Below are 16,474 nucleotides of genomic sequence, written 5' to 3'. Positions count from 1 at the left end.
CCTCATGTCCGCGAACGCTGCCGACTTCAACGATCCGATCAATCTGCAGGTGATGTGGAATCGCTTGATCTTCATCGCCGATCAGGCCGACATCGTGCTCGGCCGCACCGCGTTCTCGCCGATCGTGCGCGAGAACCATGACTATGTCACTGTGCTGCTCGACAGCCGCGGCCGCGCGCTGGCGCAGTGCACCTGGTCGATCCCGGTGTTCATCACCTCGCTGCCGGTCGCCGCGCAAAAATACTTCCTGCCGAAGTTCCCGGCCGAGACGCTCCAGGAAGGCGACGTGCTCGCCACCAACGATCCGGAGATCGGCACCGGCCATCTGCCCGACGTGACCATGATCACGCCGATCTTCAAGAACGGCAAGGTCGTGGCCTATGCCGGCTCGATCGCGCATCTGCCCGACATTGGCGGCGCTCCCTTGCACTCCGAAGCGAGCGACATCTTCGAAGAGGGCATTCGCTTCCCGATCGTGAAGCTGCACAAGGCCGGCGTCCCCAACCAGGACGTTCTCGACATCATCGCCGCGTCCGTTCGCCTGCCGACCGAGGTGATGGGCGATCTCGAATCCATGGTCGCGGCCAACAACGTCATGGGCCGCGAGATGGTCAAATTTCTCGACGAGTATGGTCTCGACAGCATCGACGAGCTGGCCGACGCGATCCACACCCGCTCCGAAGCGCAGACCCGGCGCGCGATCCGGCAATGGCCGAACGGCACCTATAGCGCCGAGGTCCTGCTCGACGGCTATGACACCGACGTGACGCTCAAGGCGTCCGTGATCATCCGCGACGATTCCATTCATGTCGACTACACGGGCACATCAGAGCAAATTCTTCACTCGATCAATTGCCGCACCAACTACCGCTACGCCCATTCGGTCTACGCGCTGAAATGCCTGCTCGACCCCGATACCCCGAACAACGAGGGTTGCATCACGCCGATCACGGACGAGGCGCCGCTCGGGTCCATCCTCAATCCCGAGCAGTGGACCGCGGGCAACTCGCGTAACTTGATTGGCCATGTCATTCCGTCTCTGATCTTCAAGGCGCTGGAGGGCGTGGTGCCTGACAAGGTGATGGGCGACAGCGGCGGTGCGCCGATCTGGGCCGCCAATTGCGTGGGTCGGCGCGACGATGGTTCGCAGTATGGCTCGGTGCAGAATTTCCACGGCGGGCAGGGCGCCCGCGCCGAATTTGACGGGCTGGACACCCTGAGCTTTCCGTCCAATTGCCGCGTCACGGCGATCGAAATGTTCGAGATCGCGGTGCCTGCGCTCACCGAGTGCAAGGAGCTCATTGCGGACTCCGGGGGCGCCGGCAGGAGCCGCGGCGGCCTCGGCCAGCGCGTCGTGCTGCGCAATCTCGGGCGCAACCCGATGAACATCTACCTCGCGTCCGAGCGCGTGCGGCATCCGTGCTTCGGTGTCGTCGGCGGGAAGTCGGGCAGCACCGGCAAAGTGTCCCGAAATGGGGAACCGCACTTCCCCAAGGGCAAGGTGGTACTGAAGACCGGCGATCGCCTCGAGGTCGAGACACCGGGCGGCGGCGGTTGGGGACGGACATCGGAGCGCGCGGCGGTTGCGATCGAGCTCGACCTCGCCGAAGGCTTGATCACGCCAGCGGCCGCGAGGCAGATTTACGGCTATCAACGCTCCAGTGTGGCGGCGACTGCCGCCGAATAGGGGTATCATGGGTCTCCTCGACGGAAAGGTTGCACTCGTCACCGGCGCGGGAACGGGAATCGGACGCGAGACCGCGATCCTGCTTGCCGGGGAAGGCGCATCGGTTGTTCTGACCGGACGGCGGATCGATCCGCTGCGGGACGTCGTCAGCGTGATCGAGAAATCAGGCGGAAAGGCCGTCGCCCATGTGCTGGACGTGGCGTCGCGCGAGTCGATTTTGGAGACAGTTGCCTGGGCCAAGCGGAACGTTGGGGCGATCGACATCCTCGTCAACAATGCCGGCAGCGCCAGCAAGGTGCTGAACGCCCGCTTTATCAGCGAGGCCGAGTGGAACGCGACGGTGAACGTCAATCTCACCGCGGTGTTCAATCTGACCCAGGCCGTGCTGGAGGACATGATCGCTCGGAAGGAAGGCACGGTCATCACCGTGTCGTCGCTCGCGGTCGTCACTCCGAACCTGCTCGGTGGCGCCGCCTATGGTGCGGCCAAGGCCGGCGTGAAGAATTTCATGACCTTCCTGCACAACACCTACCGCAACCAGGGTATCCGCGCGACGACCATCCTGCCCGGCGAGACCGATACCCCGATCATGGACAATCGAGCGCGCCCGCCGCTCGAGAGCGAACGCGCCGTGATGCTCGATCCGCACGATGTCGCACGCGCCGTGTTGCTCTGCGCCAGCCTGCAGAAGGGCGCCATGATTCCTGAACTGCACATCTGCCCGACTTTCATGCGCGATACGTCCGCGGACATCGAGACCGCTCGCTGGGTCGGTGCGCCCGAGGGGTTGAAGGACAAGCCGAAGAGCTAAAGGAAAAGGATCTCCCATGAACGGAGCCAAATTACGCGAGCGTCTTGCCAAGGGCGAGGCGGTCACCATGCTCACGCCGCACCACACCTCGTCGGGCCTCGCGGTGCGCCTGGTCGAGCTCGGCGCGGATGCGATCTTCGTCGATTGCGAGCACGGCACCTGGAGCTTTGAGGATGTGCGCGTCACCGCACAGGCGATCCGCGGCGCGGGCGGCGCGGCCATCGTTCGCCCGCACTCGCATGAGCGGCCAGTCCTGATCCGCTATCTCAATGCGGGCGCCGACGGCCTGATGGTGCCGATGGTCGATACCGCCGATCAGGCGCGTGCTATCGTTGACGCGGTCCGCTATGCGTGCCCCGCCGATCATGAGAAGCGGCTGACCATTTGCATGATCGAGACGCCGCTGGCGATCGACAATATCGATGAGCTGCTCACGGTGGAGGGCGTCGACGTCTTCTTCATCGGGCCCGGCGACCTGTCCCAGAACATGGGCTTTTCGCCAGCCCCGCCATTCGGTCAGCCGCGTCCGCAGGCCGTGATCGAGCGCGTTGGATTTGCGGTGAAGACGATCCGGGCGGCAGGCAAGATCGCCGGCACGCTCGTCACCGCAGATGAACTGCCATCATGGTTCGAGCAGGGCGTGCGGTATTTCTACATTCACTCCGATCCGTTCCTTCGCGTCGGGCTAGCCCGCGTGAAGAAGGTGCTCGGCCGATAGGTTCCATCAACCGAAGCGACCTGACTCCCAAGTATGTCGACTTGGGTCAAAGTAAGACGTTGCGGGGAGGGCAGTTCATGGCGGCAAAGTAGACCACTATTGATCCCTCCCGATCGTCTTGGCTGGAATTGGACCAAATTGGCCCATGATGGATTGGGGTGAGAGTTTAGGTTTTTCAAATAGTTAGAAGGCGGCGTGTGCGCGACGTGTGCACCGGGAGATCAAGAAAAATCTTGTTACAGCCAATGTGAGCGGGCCTTCTGAAGCGGCCCGTCTTTGTTTGGTGCTTGGGGTAGATCCGCGACTGCTGGAGGCAGCAGTCTGAAGTTTTCGGAGATGGACAGCGTCGCGGCGATCAGACGGAGTTGCAGACGCGGGCTCGGCAGCTCTTGGCGTATTGAAGAAGTCCACGAAGTGACGATCCAAGATTGATGCAGTGCGTCGGCCTTTAGCAACTAATGCTATGCAGTTCGTGTAGTCCGGTTCGGCATTCCACCGGCCGCAATGATCTCCGCGCTCAACACTTCGATCGTCGTGCGATGCCGCATCGCGGTCTGTCGAATAAGCGAAAAGGCGTCCGTCTCCGACAAGCCGTGACCGCGCATGATCTGCAGAACGGCGGCGAACACAATACGCCGGGATCGAATGCGGTCTTCCAGTTTCTCGATGTGGATGGCTTCGTCAACCCTTCGCTGCGCTGAATCGAACGCAACCACTAGCGCGGTGTAAAGTCCGGCCGAACGCAGCGGTTTGATGAGAAAAGAGGCCGGCCGCAAATCGAGCAACCACTTCAGTCGGCTGGGCGTTTCCGTTCCAATCAGCGCGATGATCGGTACGTTGCCTTTCCACAAGGTGGCCTGATCGGACTTGATGGGAATGCTGTCCGCATCCATCAGGATGACATCAACGGCCCGGTTCGCCGGTGGCGGCTCGGCCGGATCGTGCTCCGAAATCGCCATACCGAGGCGGCTAAGTTGGCGGCGCACGATAGAAATCTCGCGCTCATCTCTCATCACCATGAGAGCGCGACGGCCGCCAACAGAGAAGGGCGATGGCTTGGTCATTTCACGACACGCAGATGGGCGGAGCGCTTCGTCATCGTATCATTGCTCTTTTCCAGCCTCGTGCCAATCGTCGTGAGGTCAAGGTTCGAGAGATAAGGATCGGGACGCTCGGGGGCATCCGCCTCCCAGAAGATATTGAACCGACATCCAGGCGCGGAGCGTGCCAACCGTGGTGTGAGGAAGCAGTGGTTATTATCGGGATCGACCCAAACCGGTCCCTGCGGGGAATCGTAGCGATGATTTGCCGCAGCGCGCCGCACGGCGCTGACGTCCGCGGATCCCGCTCGGCGGATGGCGCGGGCGAGCAGCATGACGCAAACGTAAGTCGATTGTCCGTCGACGGAAAGGCTGCTGTCCGCGCCGTGGCGTGCCTTCCACCGCGCCACAAAGCTGCGATTTTCAGCTCCCTCGATGCTCTCGAAATATGCAGATGACGTGACACATCCTACCGAAGCCGCCGATCCGATCAGCTTAAGTTCGGGCTCACAAAGGCTGCAGCTCAGCATCGGGATCGAGAGAGCAGCACGCGCCGCAGCAGCGTGCAGCGCGCGCATGAAGGCGTAGCTGGACTCACCAACCAGCGTATTGAAGACGACCGGCGGTTTCCGGTCGATGACTTCCCTGACGATGTGGTCCACGGCCGTCTCGCCGAGTTCCAGCAGGCGTTCGGCAAGGATACGGCCTCCTGCGCTGCTTACGATTTCGCGAATGACGCGGTTCATTTCCCAGGTCCAGATGTAGTTCGACCCGATGCAGAATACGTCCGTCGAGATGTGGTCCAGCATATGGCGGACTAGAGGCACGACGTGCTGGTTGGGCGCGGCACCGACGTAGATGACGTTGTCACTGCTTTCGAACCCTTCATAGCGCGCTGGATGCCAGAGCAGCCGTTCGGTCCGTTCGACGATCGGAATAACCTGCTTGCGTGAGGCCGAGGTGTAGCACCCGACGATATGGCTAACCTGATCTTCGCGAATGAGGTCGGCGCATGCGGTGTGATAGCCGGCGACCACCCCGCCGGGATCGCGCAAGCGAGGCGTGAATGTGAAATCGAACTCGGCGCTTTGATTGATTTCGTCGACCGCCATCAACGCGCTCTTGCGCATCTCGCCGGCCATCATGGCGTAAGGTCCCGATTGGGAAAATACGAGGCCGAGAGGGATGGACGACTTGGTCATGAAGAAGCTGGGCCCTGTGCGGCAACAATCTTCTCGCGAGAAAGTAGGCTTTGCTTCCTTGTATCGTCAATCCGCACTGCGCGTCATTCGTGCTGTCAGCATAAAAAAGACGCTAGCCTCGCATTGACAAGGTCGGCAACGCTAATACACAATATCGCGGTACGTGAATGCGTGCATGACGAAAATGTTTTCGCACGGCCGATGACGTCTGAGTGAAGACTTCCGAGTTTCGTTCTGCAACGCAACCTACGCGACCATCGATAGCAGCGGCATTGATGCCATTCGGGGCCTTTTGGGCCGCGGATGGCTTTTTTCGTTTTGTCTGGCAAACACGCGAAATAGGCCAAGGGTGGAGCATGGCGGTTCGCCTTCCGACGCTGGAGCAGATCGACGATCTAGGGTCCAACTTTGGTCTCGTCCTTACTGCTGACGAGATTGCTGCGTTTCAGCAGGCCTTCAAGGGGCCGTTGGCTTCCTACGGCCGGCTGGACGAGTTGGTGCCGCCGGCGCTGGCGCCGATCGCGCCACGTTCGCCGGGTTATCGGCCCACGGCATCCGAAAATCCCTTCGGGGCCTGGTACTGGAAGACGAATATCCGCACCGGCGCAGAGGGGTTGTTGAGCGGCAAAACGATCGCGATCAAGGATAACATCTGCGTCGCCGGCGTGCCGATGATGAATGGTTCGGCGCTGCTCGAAGGTTATGTTCCCGAAATCGACGCCACCGTCGTGACGCGGATTCTCGACGCCGGTGGCACCATCGCAGGCAAGGCTGCGTGCGAGGATCTCTGCTTTTCAGGCGCAAGCCATACCTGCGCCGGCGGCGTGATCCGCAACCCGCACAATCCGGCTCACAGCGCTGGCGGCTCGTCCGGCGGGAGCGCCGCGCTGGTGGCATCGGGTGAAGTACCGATGGCGCTCGGCGGCGACCAGGGTGGCTCGATCAGAACGCCATCAAGCTGGTGCGGCGTTTATGGCCTGAAGCCGACCTGGGGCCTAGTGCCGACCACGGGCTCGATGCCGATCAGCTACTCGGTTGATCATTGCGGTCCCATGTGCGCTTCGGTCGAAGACGTTGCGCGGCTGCTGACGGCTATCGCCGGTCATGACGGTTGGGATACCCGGACCATTGCCGCGCGCACTGGAGACTATATGGCGGCGCTCGGCGATCCGGCGAGAGGACTGAGCATCGGCGTCCTGCACGAGGGGTTTGGCCATTCCGAGAGCGATCCCGCGGTCAATGAGAAGGTGCGGCAAACCATTGCGGCGCTGGATAAAGCGGGAGTCGAAAGCGAGGAGGTCTCGATCGCCTGGCATCTCGACGGACCGCATGTCTGGAGCGGCGTCATCCTGGAAGGCGCTGCCGAGATGATGCTGAAGGGTTTTGGCGTCGGTAACAACGTCCAAGGCTACTACCCGCTCTCGATGCAGGAGGCGCTTGCGCGCGGCATGGGGACGCGGATCAACGACGTATCGCCGACGGTGAAACTGGTGCTGATGCTCGGCGAATACATGCACCGGCATTATCACGGGCGCTATCATTCCAAGGCGCAGAACCTGCGGGTGCTGCTGCGGCGGGCCTACGACGACGCGCTGAAAAAGTTCGACGCGCTTGTTATGCCGACCATTCCCTTCACTGCAACGCCGATTCCGCCGCCCGATGCGCCGCTGAACACCGTGATCGACGTCGCCCTCAATATGCAGGCGAATACCTGTTCGTTCGATGTTTCGGGACATCCCGCTTTCACCGTGCCATGCGGCCGCGTAGATGGTTTGCCGGTAGGCCTGATGCTGGTCGGGCGTCACTTCGAGGAAGCGACGCTGATACGGTTGGCGCGGGCGATCGAAACCGCCGTAGACTGGAAATCAAATTGAACGAGCCAAATCCGACGCTGGCATGCGTTTTGTCGTGCCGATTGCTTTCGAGGTTATCGCGATGACCGACGACACCTGGCTGAGCACATCGATCATGGCAAAGCGCGGCCTCGCCAAGGGGCAGGCCGGCAAGCACCACGAACTCACGATCGAGAAGCAGGGCACTTTCCACTACGTCTACGGTCCCTACACAAAACCCGTTCTCACCGTCGACCCCGGCGATGTCGTCGCCGTCGAGACCGAGGATGCCTTTGGCGGCGTCATCACCAGCGAGAAGGACAGCCCGACCGCGAAGCTGCGGTTTCCCTTCCTCAACCCGCAATGCGGCCCGATTGCCGTCAACGGCATCGAGAAGGGTGATTGCCTCGCTGTGCACATTCATGCCGTAGAGACCCGTGGCGCGCAGCCGGCCGGCAAGACCTGCATCATTCCGGAATTCGGCGGCTTGGTCGGAACGGCGTCGACCGCGTTACTCAATCCGCCGTTACCCGAACGGGTCAGGGTGATGCATGTCGACAAGGGCGGAGTGCGCTGGAGCGACAAGATCACGCTGCCTTACCAGCCGTTCATCGGTACCATCGGGATCTCGCCCGAGATCGAGGCGATTTCGTCGCTGCAGCCCGATTATCACGGCGGCAATATGGACCTGCCGGATGTTGCGCCGGGCGCGATCCTTTATTTCCCCGTGCATGTCAAAGGCGGGTTTCTGTATGTCGGCGATTGCCATGCCGTCCAGGGCGACGGCGAATTGTCGGGCGTTGCGATCGAACAGCGCGCCACCGTGACGATGCAGATCGACGTCATCAAGGGCTGGAGCTTTGCCTGGCCGCGGCTCGAGACCAGGGAGTTTCTGATGACGATAGGCAGCGCCCGGCCGCTGGAAGATGCGGCGCGCATCGCCTATCGCGAACTGGTCCGCTGGATGGGCGCGGAGTACGGCTTCGACGAGATCGATGCCTACATGCTGCTCAGCCAGGCTGGACGAATCCGGCTCGGCAACATGGTTGACCCAAAATACACGATGGGCGCGTCAATTCTGAAAAAATACCTGACTTCATGAAGCATCGGCAACCGCGAGGAGGACTAGCGCTATGAGGGTGAATCGCAGAACGTTCTTGCAGAGTACCGCTGCGATCGCTGCCGCGGGGATGTTTTCCTCCAGCGCATGGGCGGAAGATCCGATCAACGTCGCCAGCATTCACGATCTCTCCGGCGGCCTCGACATCTACGGCAAGCCGATGGTCGACGCGTTGACGCTTGCGATCGAGGAAGCCAACGCGGCGGGCGGCCTCTTGGGCCGGCAGGTCAAGCTGATCAACTATGACACACAGTCGAACATGCAACTCTACACCCAGTTCGCGCAGCAGGCGGCCCTGAAGGACAAGGTCGCGGTCGTCCATGGCGGTATCACCTCGGCGTCGCGCGAAGTGATCCGGCCGGTGCTCGACAAGTTCAAGACGCTGTATTTCTACAATACGCAGTATGAAGGCGGTGTCTGCGACCGCAACCAGTTCGACACCGGCGTGACCCCGGCGCAGACGGTGGAAAAGCTGGTGCCTCATGCCATGAAGAAATGGGGCAAGAAGGTCTACGTCGTCGCGGCCGACTACAATTACGGGCAGATCACATCGCAATGGGTGAAAAAATACGTCACCGAAAATGGCGGCGAGGTGTCCTCGATTGACTTTTTCCCGCTCGACGTCACCAATTTCGGTCCGACCATCTCCAAAATCCAGGCGGCCAAGCCGGATTTCGTCTGGTCGGCACTGGTCGGTGGCGCGCACATCTCGTTCTACCGCCAATGGGCGGCCGCGGGCATGCGCAAGAGCATTCCGATGGCATCGACTACGTTTGCGGTCGGCAACGAGCACATCGTGCTGTCGCCCGATGAATGCAACGGCATGCTGATCTGCTACAACTATTTCCAGGACCTGAAGAACCCCGTCAACGAGAGTTTCGTGGCGAGTTTCCACAAGCGCTTCGGCACCGACTATCCGAACATCACCGAACTCGCGATGGGTACCTATCAGGGGTTCCGGCTGTGGGCGGAAGCGGTCAAGAAGGCCGGCAGCGTCGATCGGATGAAGGTCATCGAAGCCCTGGAGACCGGGATCAGCATCGATGCGCCTTCCGGCAAGGTCACCATCGATCCGCCGACGCACCATTGCGTGCTCGACGTGCACATCGCCGAAGTCGCCGACAAGAAGCTCAAGGTGCTGGAAGATTTTGCCCAGCAGAAGCCCGCCGATACCGCAGCTGTCTGCGACCTCATCAAGAACCCGACCGACAACCAGCAATACGTGATCAAGATTTGAGACCGGACCGGCTCTCAATTCTGTTTCGGAAAGGTGAACGTGGATCTCGCTGTTCTTCTGGCAATCCAGGTCCTGTATGCGATAGCCAGCCTGGCGCTAATCAGCGTCGGGCTGGCGATCATCTTCGGCATGATGCGCGTCATCAATCTCGCGCATGGCGAATTCCTGATGCTCGGCGGATATGCGGCAATCGTCGCCACCAGCCACGGCATCAGCATCTGGATCGCAATGCTGGTGGTGGCACCGATCGTGGTCGGCCTCATCGGCGTCGTCGTCGAGCGGACCATTATCCGTTTTCTCTATGGTCGCATGATCGACACCATGCTGGCTACCTGGGGTCTCAGCCTGTTCCTGGTCGGGCTGACCACGGCGATCTTCGGCAATACCACTGTCGGCATCTCAGCGCCGCTCGGCAGCTTCCAGATCGGCGCCTACCGCACCAGCGCCTACACGCTGTTCGTGATCACCGTCGCGGCCGTAGTGCTGGCTGTGATCTTCGTCGTGATGCGCTGGACGCGGCTTGGCCTGATCGCCCGCGGCACGATGCAAAACGCCAACATGGCCTCGGCGCTTGGTGTCAATCCGCCCCGCGTTTACGCCATCACCTTCGGTCTCGGCGCGGCGCTGTCGGGACTTGCCGGCGCCGTGCTGGCGCCGGTCTCCGGTGTATTCCCTACCATCGGCGTTGCCTATGTCGCCAAATCCTTCATCACGGTGATCGGCGGCGGCGCCGCGATCCTCAGCGGCACGGTGTCGGCGTCGGCGCTGTTCGGCAGCATCAACCAGATCGCGACCTTCGTCACCACGCCGGTTTTCGGTGAAGTCGCGTTGCTCGCGGCCGCGATCATTCTGATCCGCCTGCTGCCGCAAGGCATCACCGGCCGCTTCTTCCGGAGAGGCCTGTGAACGCCCGCGCGCTCAATCTGATCGGCCTTGGCCTCGTCGGCGTGATCGGCATTGCGTTCCTGGTGCTGGTACCGCGTTTCTTCGAACTCGACGTCGTGCTCGAGTTCACGGTCTACATGATCATGGCGATACTGGCGCTGAGCCTCGCTCTGATCTGGGGGTATGGCGGCATACTTTGTTTCGGCCAATCCGCGTTCTTCGGGCTGGGCGCGTATACCTATGCGATCGCGATGTTCAACATCGGCGAGAGCACGGTCCCGCTGCTGCTTGCCGTCATCGTGCCGGCCGCGTTCGCGGCGCTGCTCGGCTATTTCATGTTCTACGGGCGCATCAGCGACGTCTATCTCGGCGTCATTACGCTGACCGTGACGCTGATCCTGTTCAATTCCATTAACTCGACTGCGGGACCGGAATTCCATATCGGCTCGGCACGACTCGGCGGCTTCAACGGCATTCCCGGGATCCCGCCGTTGAATGTGCCCGGCAACAAGCGTGCGCCGATTGATCTCGAAGGCATGTTCTATCTGGCGACCGCCGCATTGCTCGCGACCTATTTCGGATTGCGCCTGCTGCTGGCGAGCCGGTTCGGCCGCATCATCGTCGGCATCCGGGAAAACGAACGGCGTGCTGAACTGCTTGGCTATGATCCGCGCGCCTACAAGCTCGCGACATTCACCATTGGTGGTGCGCTGGCCGGATTTGCCGGGTGCCTGTTCGCCAATTGGGGCAACTTCGTCAGTCCCACGATCTTCGGTCTCGCCCAATCCGCGCAGATCATCATCTGGGTTATCGTCGGCGGGCGCGGCACGCTGATCGGGCCGATCGTCGGGTGCATCGGCATTCAATGGCTCACGACCGCGCTCGGCGCCAACCAGCCCAGCGGCGGTTCGGACTGGTGGGCCAAGATCTTTGCCAACGCGCCGCTGATCTTCGGCATTATCCTGATTGCGTTCGTGCTGCTGGTGCCCAAAGGACTGGTGCCGACGCTCGGCGATATCGGCCAATCGCTACTCGCGTCGCGTGGCAAAGAGGCGAAGCGGCTACAGCCTAAGCGGGCGGAGGAGGGTTGATGGCCGCGCCGCTGCTTCAGACCCAGGATCTCAGCATGCATTTCGGCGGCGTTCGCGCCGTGCTGCACGTCAATTTCTCGCTGGCCGAAGGCGAACTGCGCTGCCTGATCGGCCCCAACGGCGCAGGCAAGAGCACGTTCTTCAAGATGCTGACCGGGCAACTGGAGCCGACCCATGGCCGGGTGCTGTTCCGCGGCCAAGACATTTCGCACGCGCACGCCCACGACATCGCCCGGCTCGGCATCGGCATCAAGACCCAGGTGCCGAGCGTCTTCGATGGCCTTTCGGTCCGTGAAAATATCTGGCTTGCAGCAAACCGCCTTCATTCGCGCGATGAGGCGAGGCGCGTCGTCGACGAGATGCTGGCGAGGGTCGGCCTGACGGAAGCCGCCGAACGCCTGGTCGGCCAGCTGGCCCATGGGCAGCGGCAATGGGTCGAACTTGGGCTGGTGCTGGCGACCGATCCCAAATTGATCCTGCTCGACGAGCCCGCCGCCGGCATGACCCACGAGGAGGTCAACAAGACGGCCGAATTGGTACGCGAGATCAACCGCACCAAGGCGCTGATCGTCGTCGAGCACGACATGCAGTTCATCCGCATGATCGCCAAGCAGGTCACGGTATTCAATCAGGGCAGCGTGTTAGTCGAAGACACCGTTGAGAACATCATGCGCAATCCGCAGGTGCGCGACATCTATCTGGGCAAACAGGCGGCCGCATGATGCTCGATGTACAGGGACTGCGAACAGGATATGGCCGGATTCCGATCCTCAATGGGGTAAGCTTCTCCGTCAATGAGGGCGAATTCATCGGCATTCTCGGTCACAATGGCATGGGCAAGACCACGCTGCTCAAGGCGCTGATGGGGTTTTTGCCGGCGACCAGCGGTCGCGTGATGTTCGGCCATGACGACGTCACGGCGATCGAACCCTATCGGCGCGCGCGGCTCGGTCTCGGCTACGTGCCGCAGGGCCGGGAGATCTTCCCCGGGCTCACCGTCTACGAGAATCTGCGCATGGGTTGCAATACGCAGGACCGCGCGGAAGAAGACATCATCGCGAGCGTACTGGAGGAATTCCCCCGCCTGAATTCGTTGCTCGATCGCCCCGGCGGCGCGCTGTCGGGCGGCGAGCAGCAATTGCTGGCGATCGCGCGCTGCCTTTGCGGCGACCCGCGGCTAATCCTGCTCGACGAGCCGACGGAAGGCATTCAGCCCTCGATCATCGACGAGATCGTCGAAACACTGCAGCGGCTGCGGGCCAGAAGCGGGCTCACCATGATCTTAGTCGAGCAGAATCTGGACTTCATTGCTGCGCTGTCGCAGCGCATCCTGATTATCCAGAAGGGCGCGATTACCCGGGAAGTGGAGCCAGGCGAACTCGGCGACGCAAGCCTCGTCGGAGAATTTGTCGGTATCGCAACGTAAGCCCGCCGCATGCGGGCATGATCAGAGGGAGAATCAAGCCATGGCAGTCAGGAGACCCACACTCGATCAGCTGCGCAGCGTCGCCGAGGACCTTGGCATGCACATGGGTGATGCAGAGCTCAAATCCTACGATGCGTTAATGCAGGCGAATTACGCGGCCTACGATGCGGTCGATGCCATGCCGGACTATGTGCCGGTGGTGAAGTATCCGCGCACGCCTGGCTATCGCCCCGAGGGCGAAGAAAACAAATTCAACGCCTGGTACATCAAGACCGAGATCAAGGGTGCCCCGAACGGCAAGCTCGCTGGCAAGAAGATCGCGCTCAAGGACAACATCTCACTCGCCGGCGTTCCGATGATGAACGGCGCATCGACGCTGGAAGGCTACATCCCCGATACTGATGCCACCATCGTTACCCGTATGCTCGACGCCGGCGGCACTATCGTGGGCAAGGTGCATTGCGAATATTTCTGCTTCTCCGGCGGTAGCCACACCTGTGCGGCCGGTCCCGTGCACAATCCGCACAAGATGGGATACTCCGCCGGTGGTTCGTCCTCAGGCAGCGCGGTGGTGGTGGCGACCGGTGAGGCCGATATGGCAATCGGCGGCGATCAGGGCGGCTCGATCCGCATTCCGGCCGCCTTCAGCGGCATTTACGGCATGAAGGCTACCTATGGCCTCGTACCTTATACGGGCGTGATGCCGATCGAACTCACGATCGATCACACCGGCCCGATGACGAACAACGTGCGCGACAACGCGCTGCTCCTGGAGGTGCTGGCAGGGGCCGACGGACTTGATCCTAGGCAGGGCGCACTCAAGGTCGGAAAGTACAGCGACGAGATAGACGGCGGCGTCAGGGGATTCCGTGTTGGCATCGTGAGGAAAGGATTTGGGCATCCAAGTTCGGAGCCAGACGTCGACGCCAAGGTTAAGGCGGCCGCCGAGTTGTTTCGCAAGCTCGGCGCTACCGTCGAGGAAGTCTCGGTCCCGATGCACCTCGTTGCACCGGCGATCTGGCTACCGATCGCCGCCGAAGGCGCCACCGAGTTCATGATGAAGGGCAACGGCATGGGGACAAACTGGCGCGGTCTCTACAACACCACGCTGCTTGACGCCCACTCCGCCTGGAAGCATCGCGCCGACGAATTGTCCGACAGCCTCAAGATCACGATGCTGCTCGGTCAATATTTCACCAAACACTACCGCGGCCACTTTTATGCCAAGGCCCAGAATTTGAACCGCAAGCTGCGCGCATCCTATGACGAGGCTTTGGCCAAATACGATCTGTTGCTGATGCCGACCCTGCCGATGAAGGCGACGCCGCTGCCGCCGGCGGACGCGCCACGCGAACTTTATATCCAACGTGCGTTTGAAATGGTTCCCAATACTGCGCCGTTCAACGCCACCGGACATCCAGCGATGAGTCTTCCCTGCGGCATGAGCAACGGTCTGCCGGTCGGTCTGATGTTGATCGGCAAGTATTTTGACGAGCCGACGATCTATCGCGCCGCCGCGGCGTTCGAAGGTGCCGGCGACTGGAAGAAGATGTGACCGGATCGAGGCGGCCTGCCGACATGCGAGCAGGCCGTCACACCAGCAACGGAGGCGACCATGGATCTTGGATTAAAGGGAAAGAGCGCGCTCGTAACCGGTGGCAGCAAGGGCATTGGGCTGGCGATCGCCGAGCTATTTGCGGCCGAAGGCGCCAACGTCGCGATCTGCGCACGCAATGCTGACGAAGTTGGCAACGTCGTGAAGAGCCTCTCGACGAAAGGTGGCAAGTCGTGGGGCAGAGCGGTTGATGTCGCCGACCCGGATGCGCTGAAGGATTGGATCGAAGGGGCCGCCGCCGAACTTGGCGGCATCGATACCATCGTCTGCAACGTCAGCGCGCTGGCGGTTGGCGATACGCCCGAGACCTGGGAGAAATCGTTCCGCACCGACATGATGCATACCGTCAATTCGGTCGCGGCCGCGCTGCCCTATCTGGAAAAGTCGAAATCGGCGTCGATCATCATCGTGTCCAGCGTGTCGGGCTTCGAGGTCGACTTTGCCGCCGGTTCGTATGGCGCCTTCAAGGCGGCCTTGATCCACTACGCCAAGGGTCTAAGCAATCAGCTGATCGCCAAGGGAATTCGCGTCAACGCCGTGTCGCCAGGCAACACATACTTCGAAGGTGGTATCTGGCAGAATATCGAGCGCGGCATGCCTGATCTTTACAAGACAGCGATGTCGCTCAATCCGACCGGGCGTATGGGCACGCCGCAGGAAGTCGCCGCCGGCGTGGTATTTTTGGCGAGCCCGGTCGCAAGCCGCATCTCTGGCACCAACCTCATCGTCGATGGTGCACTCACAAAGGCTGTCTAGCGAGCTGTCGACTGGGGTCTCATTGCAGCTCGCTTGGCGGAAGACGTGGTGCTGGCGCTCGCTCAAGGTTTCCGCGACGGCAGTTTCAACGCATGATGCTTTCTGACGCTTGATTGTCGATGGGACCTGCTTTGAGACTATTGGCTGGAATTAGCTCAAATTGGCCCGTGATGGATTGGAGCGAGAGTTCAAGTTTTTCAATTGGTTAGAGGATGACGTGTGCACGACGTGTGCACCGGGAGATCAAGAAAAATCTATAGAGGGCAGTGGGCGGCCTCGAAAGATCTGACTTCCGCAGAACTCCCACGCCTGAACCTCGCAAGGGCAGGGCACTCGCCTGCGATTCACGTGCTGATCTTGTCCGTCACGAGGTTGTGCTCTTCGCTCGACTTGCAAGGAGGGGACCCAATTGCAGGCGCGGCAGTTTTCGGCGCAAAGCGGACGTGCGGCCGGACCAGGGCGTCAGAAGAGCCATAGCCCGAGCTCCGTGGGCAGAACCTGTTCGATTACTCAGCCCGCTTCAGCTATTACCATCACGGGAGAGGGTTCGAATCCGAGTTCCGATAAACCATCAAGAAGGCATCGGTTCGCCTTCAAGATGGGTGAAGTGGATATCGAAGGCTTTGTTGGTAATGAAGAGAAAAGTCACATCGTCCGTTTCCGTCGCACCATGCGATTGCACCATCCCCTCGGGAAACCAGACGAACGTACCGGGATCTACCGTGTCGGTTGTCAAGCAATGGCAGCTCCTTTCCAGGGCTGACCTGACTTGAGGACGGCGTTGGCGAAGACGACGAGGCGGCGCAGGACGGCGATCAGGGCGAGCTTGGCGGGTTTGCCCTTTGCGATCAGCCGCTCGTAGAAGGGTCGCAGGACAGGGTTGTGCCTGCTGGCTGCGATGGCGGCCATGTAGAGGATATGGCGTACGGCCGCTCGGCCACCATGGATGCGTGCGGGAGCAGCCATGGTCCCACTCTTGTGGACGAACGGAGCCACTCCAATCAGGGCCGCAGCCGCTTTGTTGTCGATCCGGCCGAGTTCCGGAACGGAGGCG

General features: G+C 61.2%; 16 protein-coding genes. 12 read left to right on the top strand and 4 right to left on the bottom strand.

Annotated features, from left to right (window positions below; all coding sequences use genetic code 11):
* Positions 1-4 precede the first annotated feature (4 nt).
* From YUU_RS0138720 to YUU_RS0138710, 3 genes are read left to right on the top strand one after another with little or no spacing between them, the layout of a single operon-like run.
* A complete protein-coding gene (locus tag YUU_RS0138720; protein ID WP_027527111.1) occupies positions 5-1,687 on the top strand; it encodes a hydantoinase B/oxoprolinase family protein in 1,683 nt (560 codons plus the stop codon).
* A 7-nt stretch (positions 1,688-1,694) separates the two neighbouring features.
* A complete protein-coding gene (locus YUU_RS0138715) occupies positions 1,695-2,498 on the top strand; it encodes an SDR family oxidoreductase (RefSeq protein ID WP_027527110.1) in 804 nt (267 codons plus the stop codon).
* Positions 2,499-2,514: 16 nt separating this feature from the next.
* On the top strand, positions 2,515-3,216 hold the full coding sequence (locus YUU_RS0138710; protein ID WP_027527109.1) for an HpcH/HpaI aldolase/citrate lyase family protein: 702 nt from the start codon (positions 2,515-2,517) through the stop codon (positions 3,214-3,216).
* Positions 3,217-3,677: 461 nt separating this feature from the next.
* Here the strand turns inward: YUU_RS0138710 and YUU_RS0138705 are convergent, their stop codons facing one another.
* Both YUU_RS0138705 and YUU_RS0138700 read right to left on the bottom strand, forming a co-directional pair.
* Positions 3,678-4,280, bottom strand: a complete 603-nt coding sequence (locus YUU_RS0138705; RefSeq protein ID WP_027527108.1) for an ANTAR domain-containing response regulator — start codon at positions 4,278-4,280, stop codon at positions 3,678-3,680.
* Positions 4,277-5,458, bottom strand: coding sequence for a transporter substrate-binding domain-containing protein (locus tag YUU_RS0138700; protein ID WP_027527107.1), 1,182 nt, complete (start codon positions 5,456-5,458; stop codon positions 4,277-4,279). Before YUU_RS0138700 ends, YUU_RS0138705 begins: the two co-directional genes overlap by 4 nt.
* Positions 5,459-5,814: 356 nt before the next feature.
* On the opposite strand from YUU_RS0138700, the gene YUU_RS0138695 reads away from it, so the two are divergent.
* The 9 genes from YUU_RS0138695 to YUU_RS0138655 all read left to right on the top strand — a co-directional run bounded on the left by YUU_RS0138695 (position 5,815) and on the right by YUU_RS0138655 (position 15,420).
* Positions 5,815-7,332 (top strand): amidase, encoded by a 1,518-nt coding sequence (locus YUU_RS0138695; RefSeq protein WP_027527106.1) that lies wholly within the window; start codon positions 5,815-5,817, stop codon positions 7,330-7,332.
* 61 nt (positions 7,333-7,393) lie between these two features.
* Positions 7,394-8,392, top strand: a complete 999-nt coding sequence (locus YUU_RS0138690) for an acetamidase/formamidase family protein (RefSeq protein ID WP_027527105.1) — start codon at positions 7,394-7,396, stop codon at positions 8,390-8,392.
* A 31-nt stretch (positions 8,393-8,423) separates the two neighbouring features.
* Positions 8,424-9,647: an ABC transporter substrate-binding protein gene (locus YUU_RS0138685; protein WP_027527104.1), complete on the top strand. Its 1,224-nt coding sequence runs from the start codon at positions 8,424-8,426 to the stop codon at positions 9,645-9,647.
* A gap of 39 nt (positions 9,648-9,686) precedes the next feature.
* Positions 9,687-10,553, top strand: a complete 867-nt coding sequence (locus YUU_RS0138680) for a branched-chain amino acid ABC transporter permease (RefSeq protein ID WP_027527103.1) — start codon at positions 9,687-9,689, stop codon at positions 10,551-10,553.
* Positions 10,550-11,623: an urea ABC transporter gene (locus YUU_RS0138675; RefSeq protein ID WP_051390128.1), complete on the top strand. Its 1,074-nt coding sequence runs from the start codon at positions 10,550-10,552 to the stop codon at positions 11,621-11,623. The genes YUU_RS0138680 and YUU_RS0138675 overlap by 4 nt, the downstream gene beginning before the upstream one ends.
* The gene (locus YUU_RS0138670) at positions 11,623-12,345 is read left to right on the top strand and encodes an ATP-binding cassette domain-containing protein (protein WP_027527101.1); all 723 of its coding nucleotides are present in this window, start codon (positions 11,623-11,625) and stop codon (positions 12,343-12,345) included. Before YUU_RS0138675 ends, YUU_RS0138670 begins: the two co-directional genes overlap by 1 nt.
* Positions 12,342-13,049, top strand: a complete 708-nt coding sequence (locus YUU_RS0138665) for an ABC transporter ATP-binding protein (protein WP_156944762.1) — start codon at positions 12,342-12,344, stop codon at positions 13,047-13,049. Before YUU_RS0138670 ends, YUU_RS0138665 begins: the two co-directional genes overlap by 4 nt.
* Positions 13,050-13,089: 40 nt before the next feature.
* Entirely contained in the window at positions 13,090-14,604 is a 1,515-nt protein-coding gene (locus YUU_RS0138660) for an amidase (RefSeq protein WP_027527099.1), read from the top strand.
* 60 nt (positions 14,605-14,664) lie between these two features.
* On the top strand, positions 14,665-15,420 hold the full coding sequence (locus tag YUU_RS0138655) for an SDR family NAD(P)-dependent oxidoreductase (protein WP_027527098.1): 756 nt from the start codon (positions 14,665-14,667) through the stop codon (positions 15,418-15,420).
* Positions 15,421-15,991: 571 nt separating this feature from the next.
* Here YUU_RS0138655 and YUU_RS55865 read toward each other — a convergent pair.
* Positions 15,992-16,156 carry a hypothetical protein gene (locus tag YUU_RS55865; protein WP_198031908.1) on the bottom strand — a complete coding sequence of 55 codons (165 nt, stop codon included), beginning with the start codon at positions 16,154-16,156 and terminating at the stop codon, positions 15,992-15,994.
* The coding region (locus YUU_RS0138645; protein WP_027527097.1) for a transposase at positions 16,153-16,474 on the bottom strand (322 nt) is incomplete at its 5' end. The genes YUU_RS0138645 and YUU_RS55865, both read right to left, overlap by 4 nt.

The sequence above is a fragment of the Bradyrhizobium sp. Ec3.3 genome (assembly GCF_000472925.1).
Classification (GTDB): Bacteria; Pseudomonadota; Alphaproteobacteria; order Rhizobiales; family Xanthobacteraceae; genus Bradyrhizobium.
The sequence above is the reverse complement of the archived record's forward strand: the minus strand, read 5'-3'. Positions and strand labels throughout refer to the sequence as shown.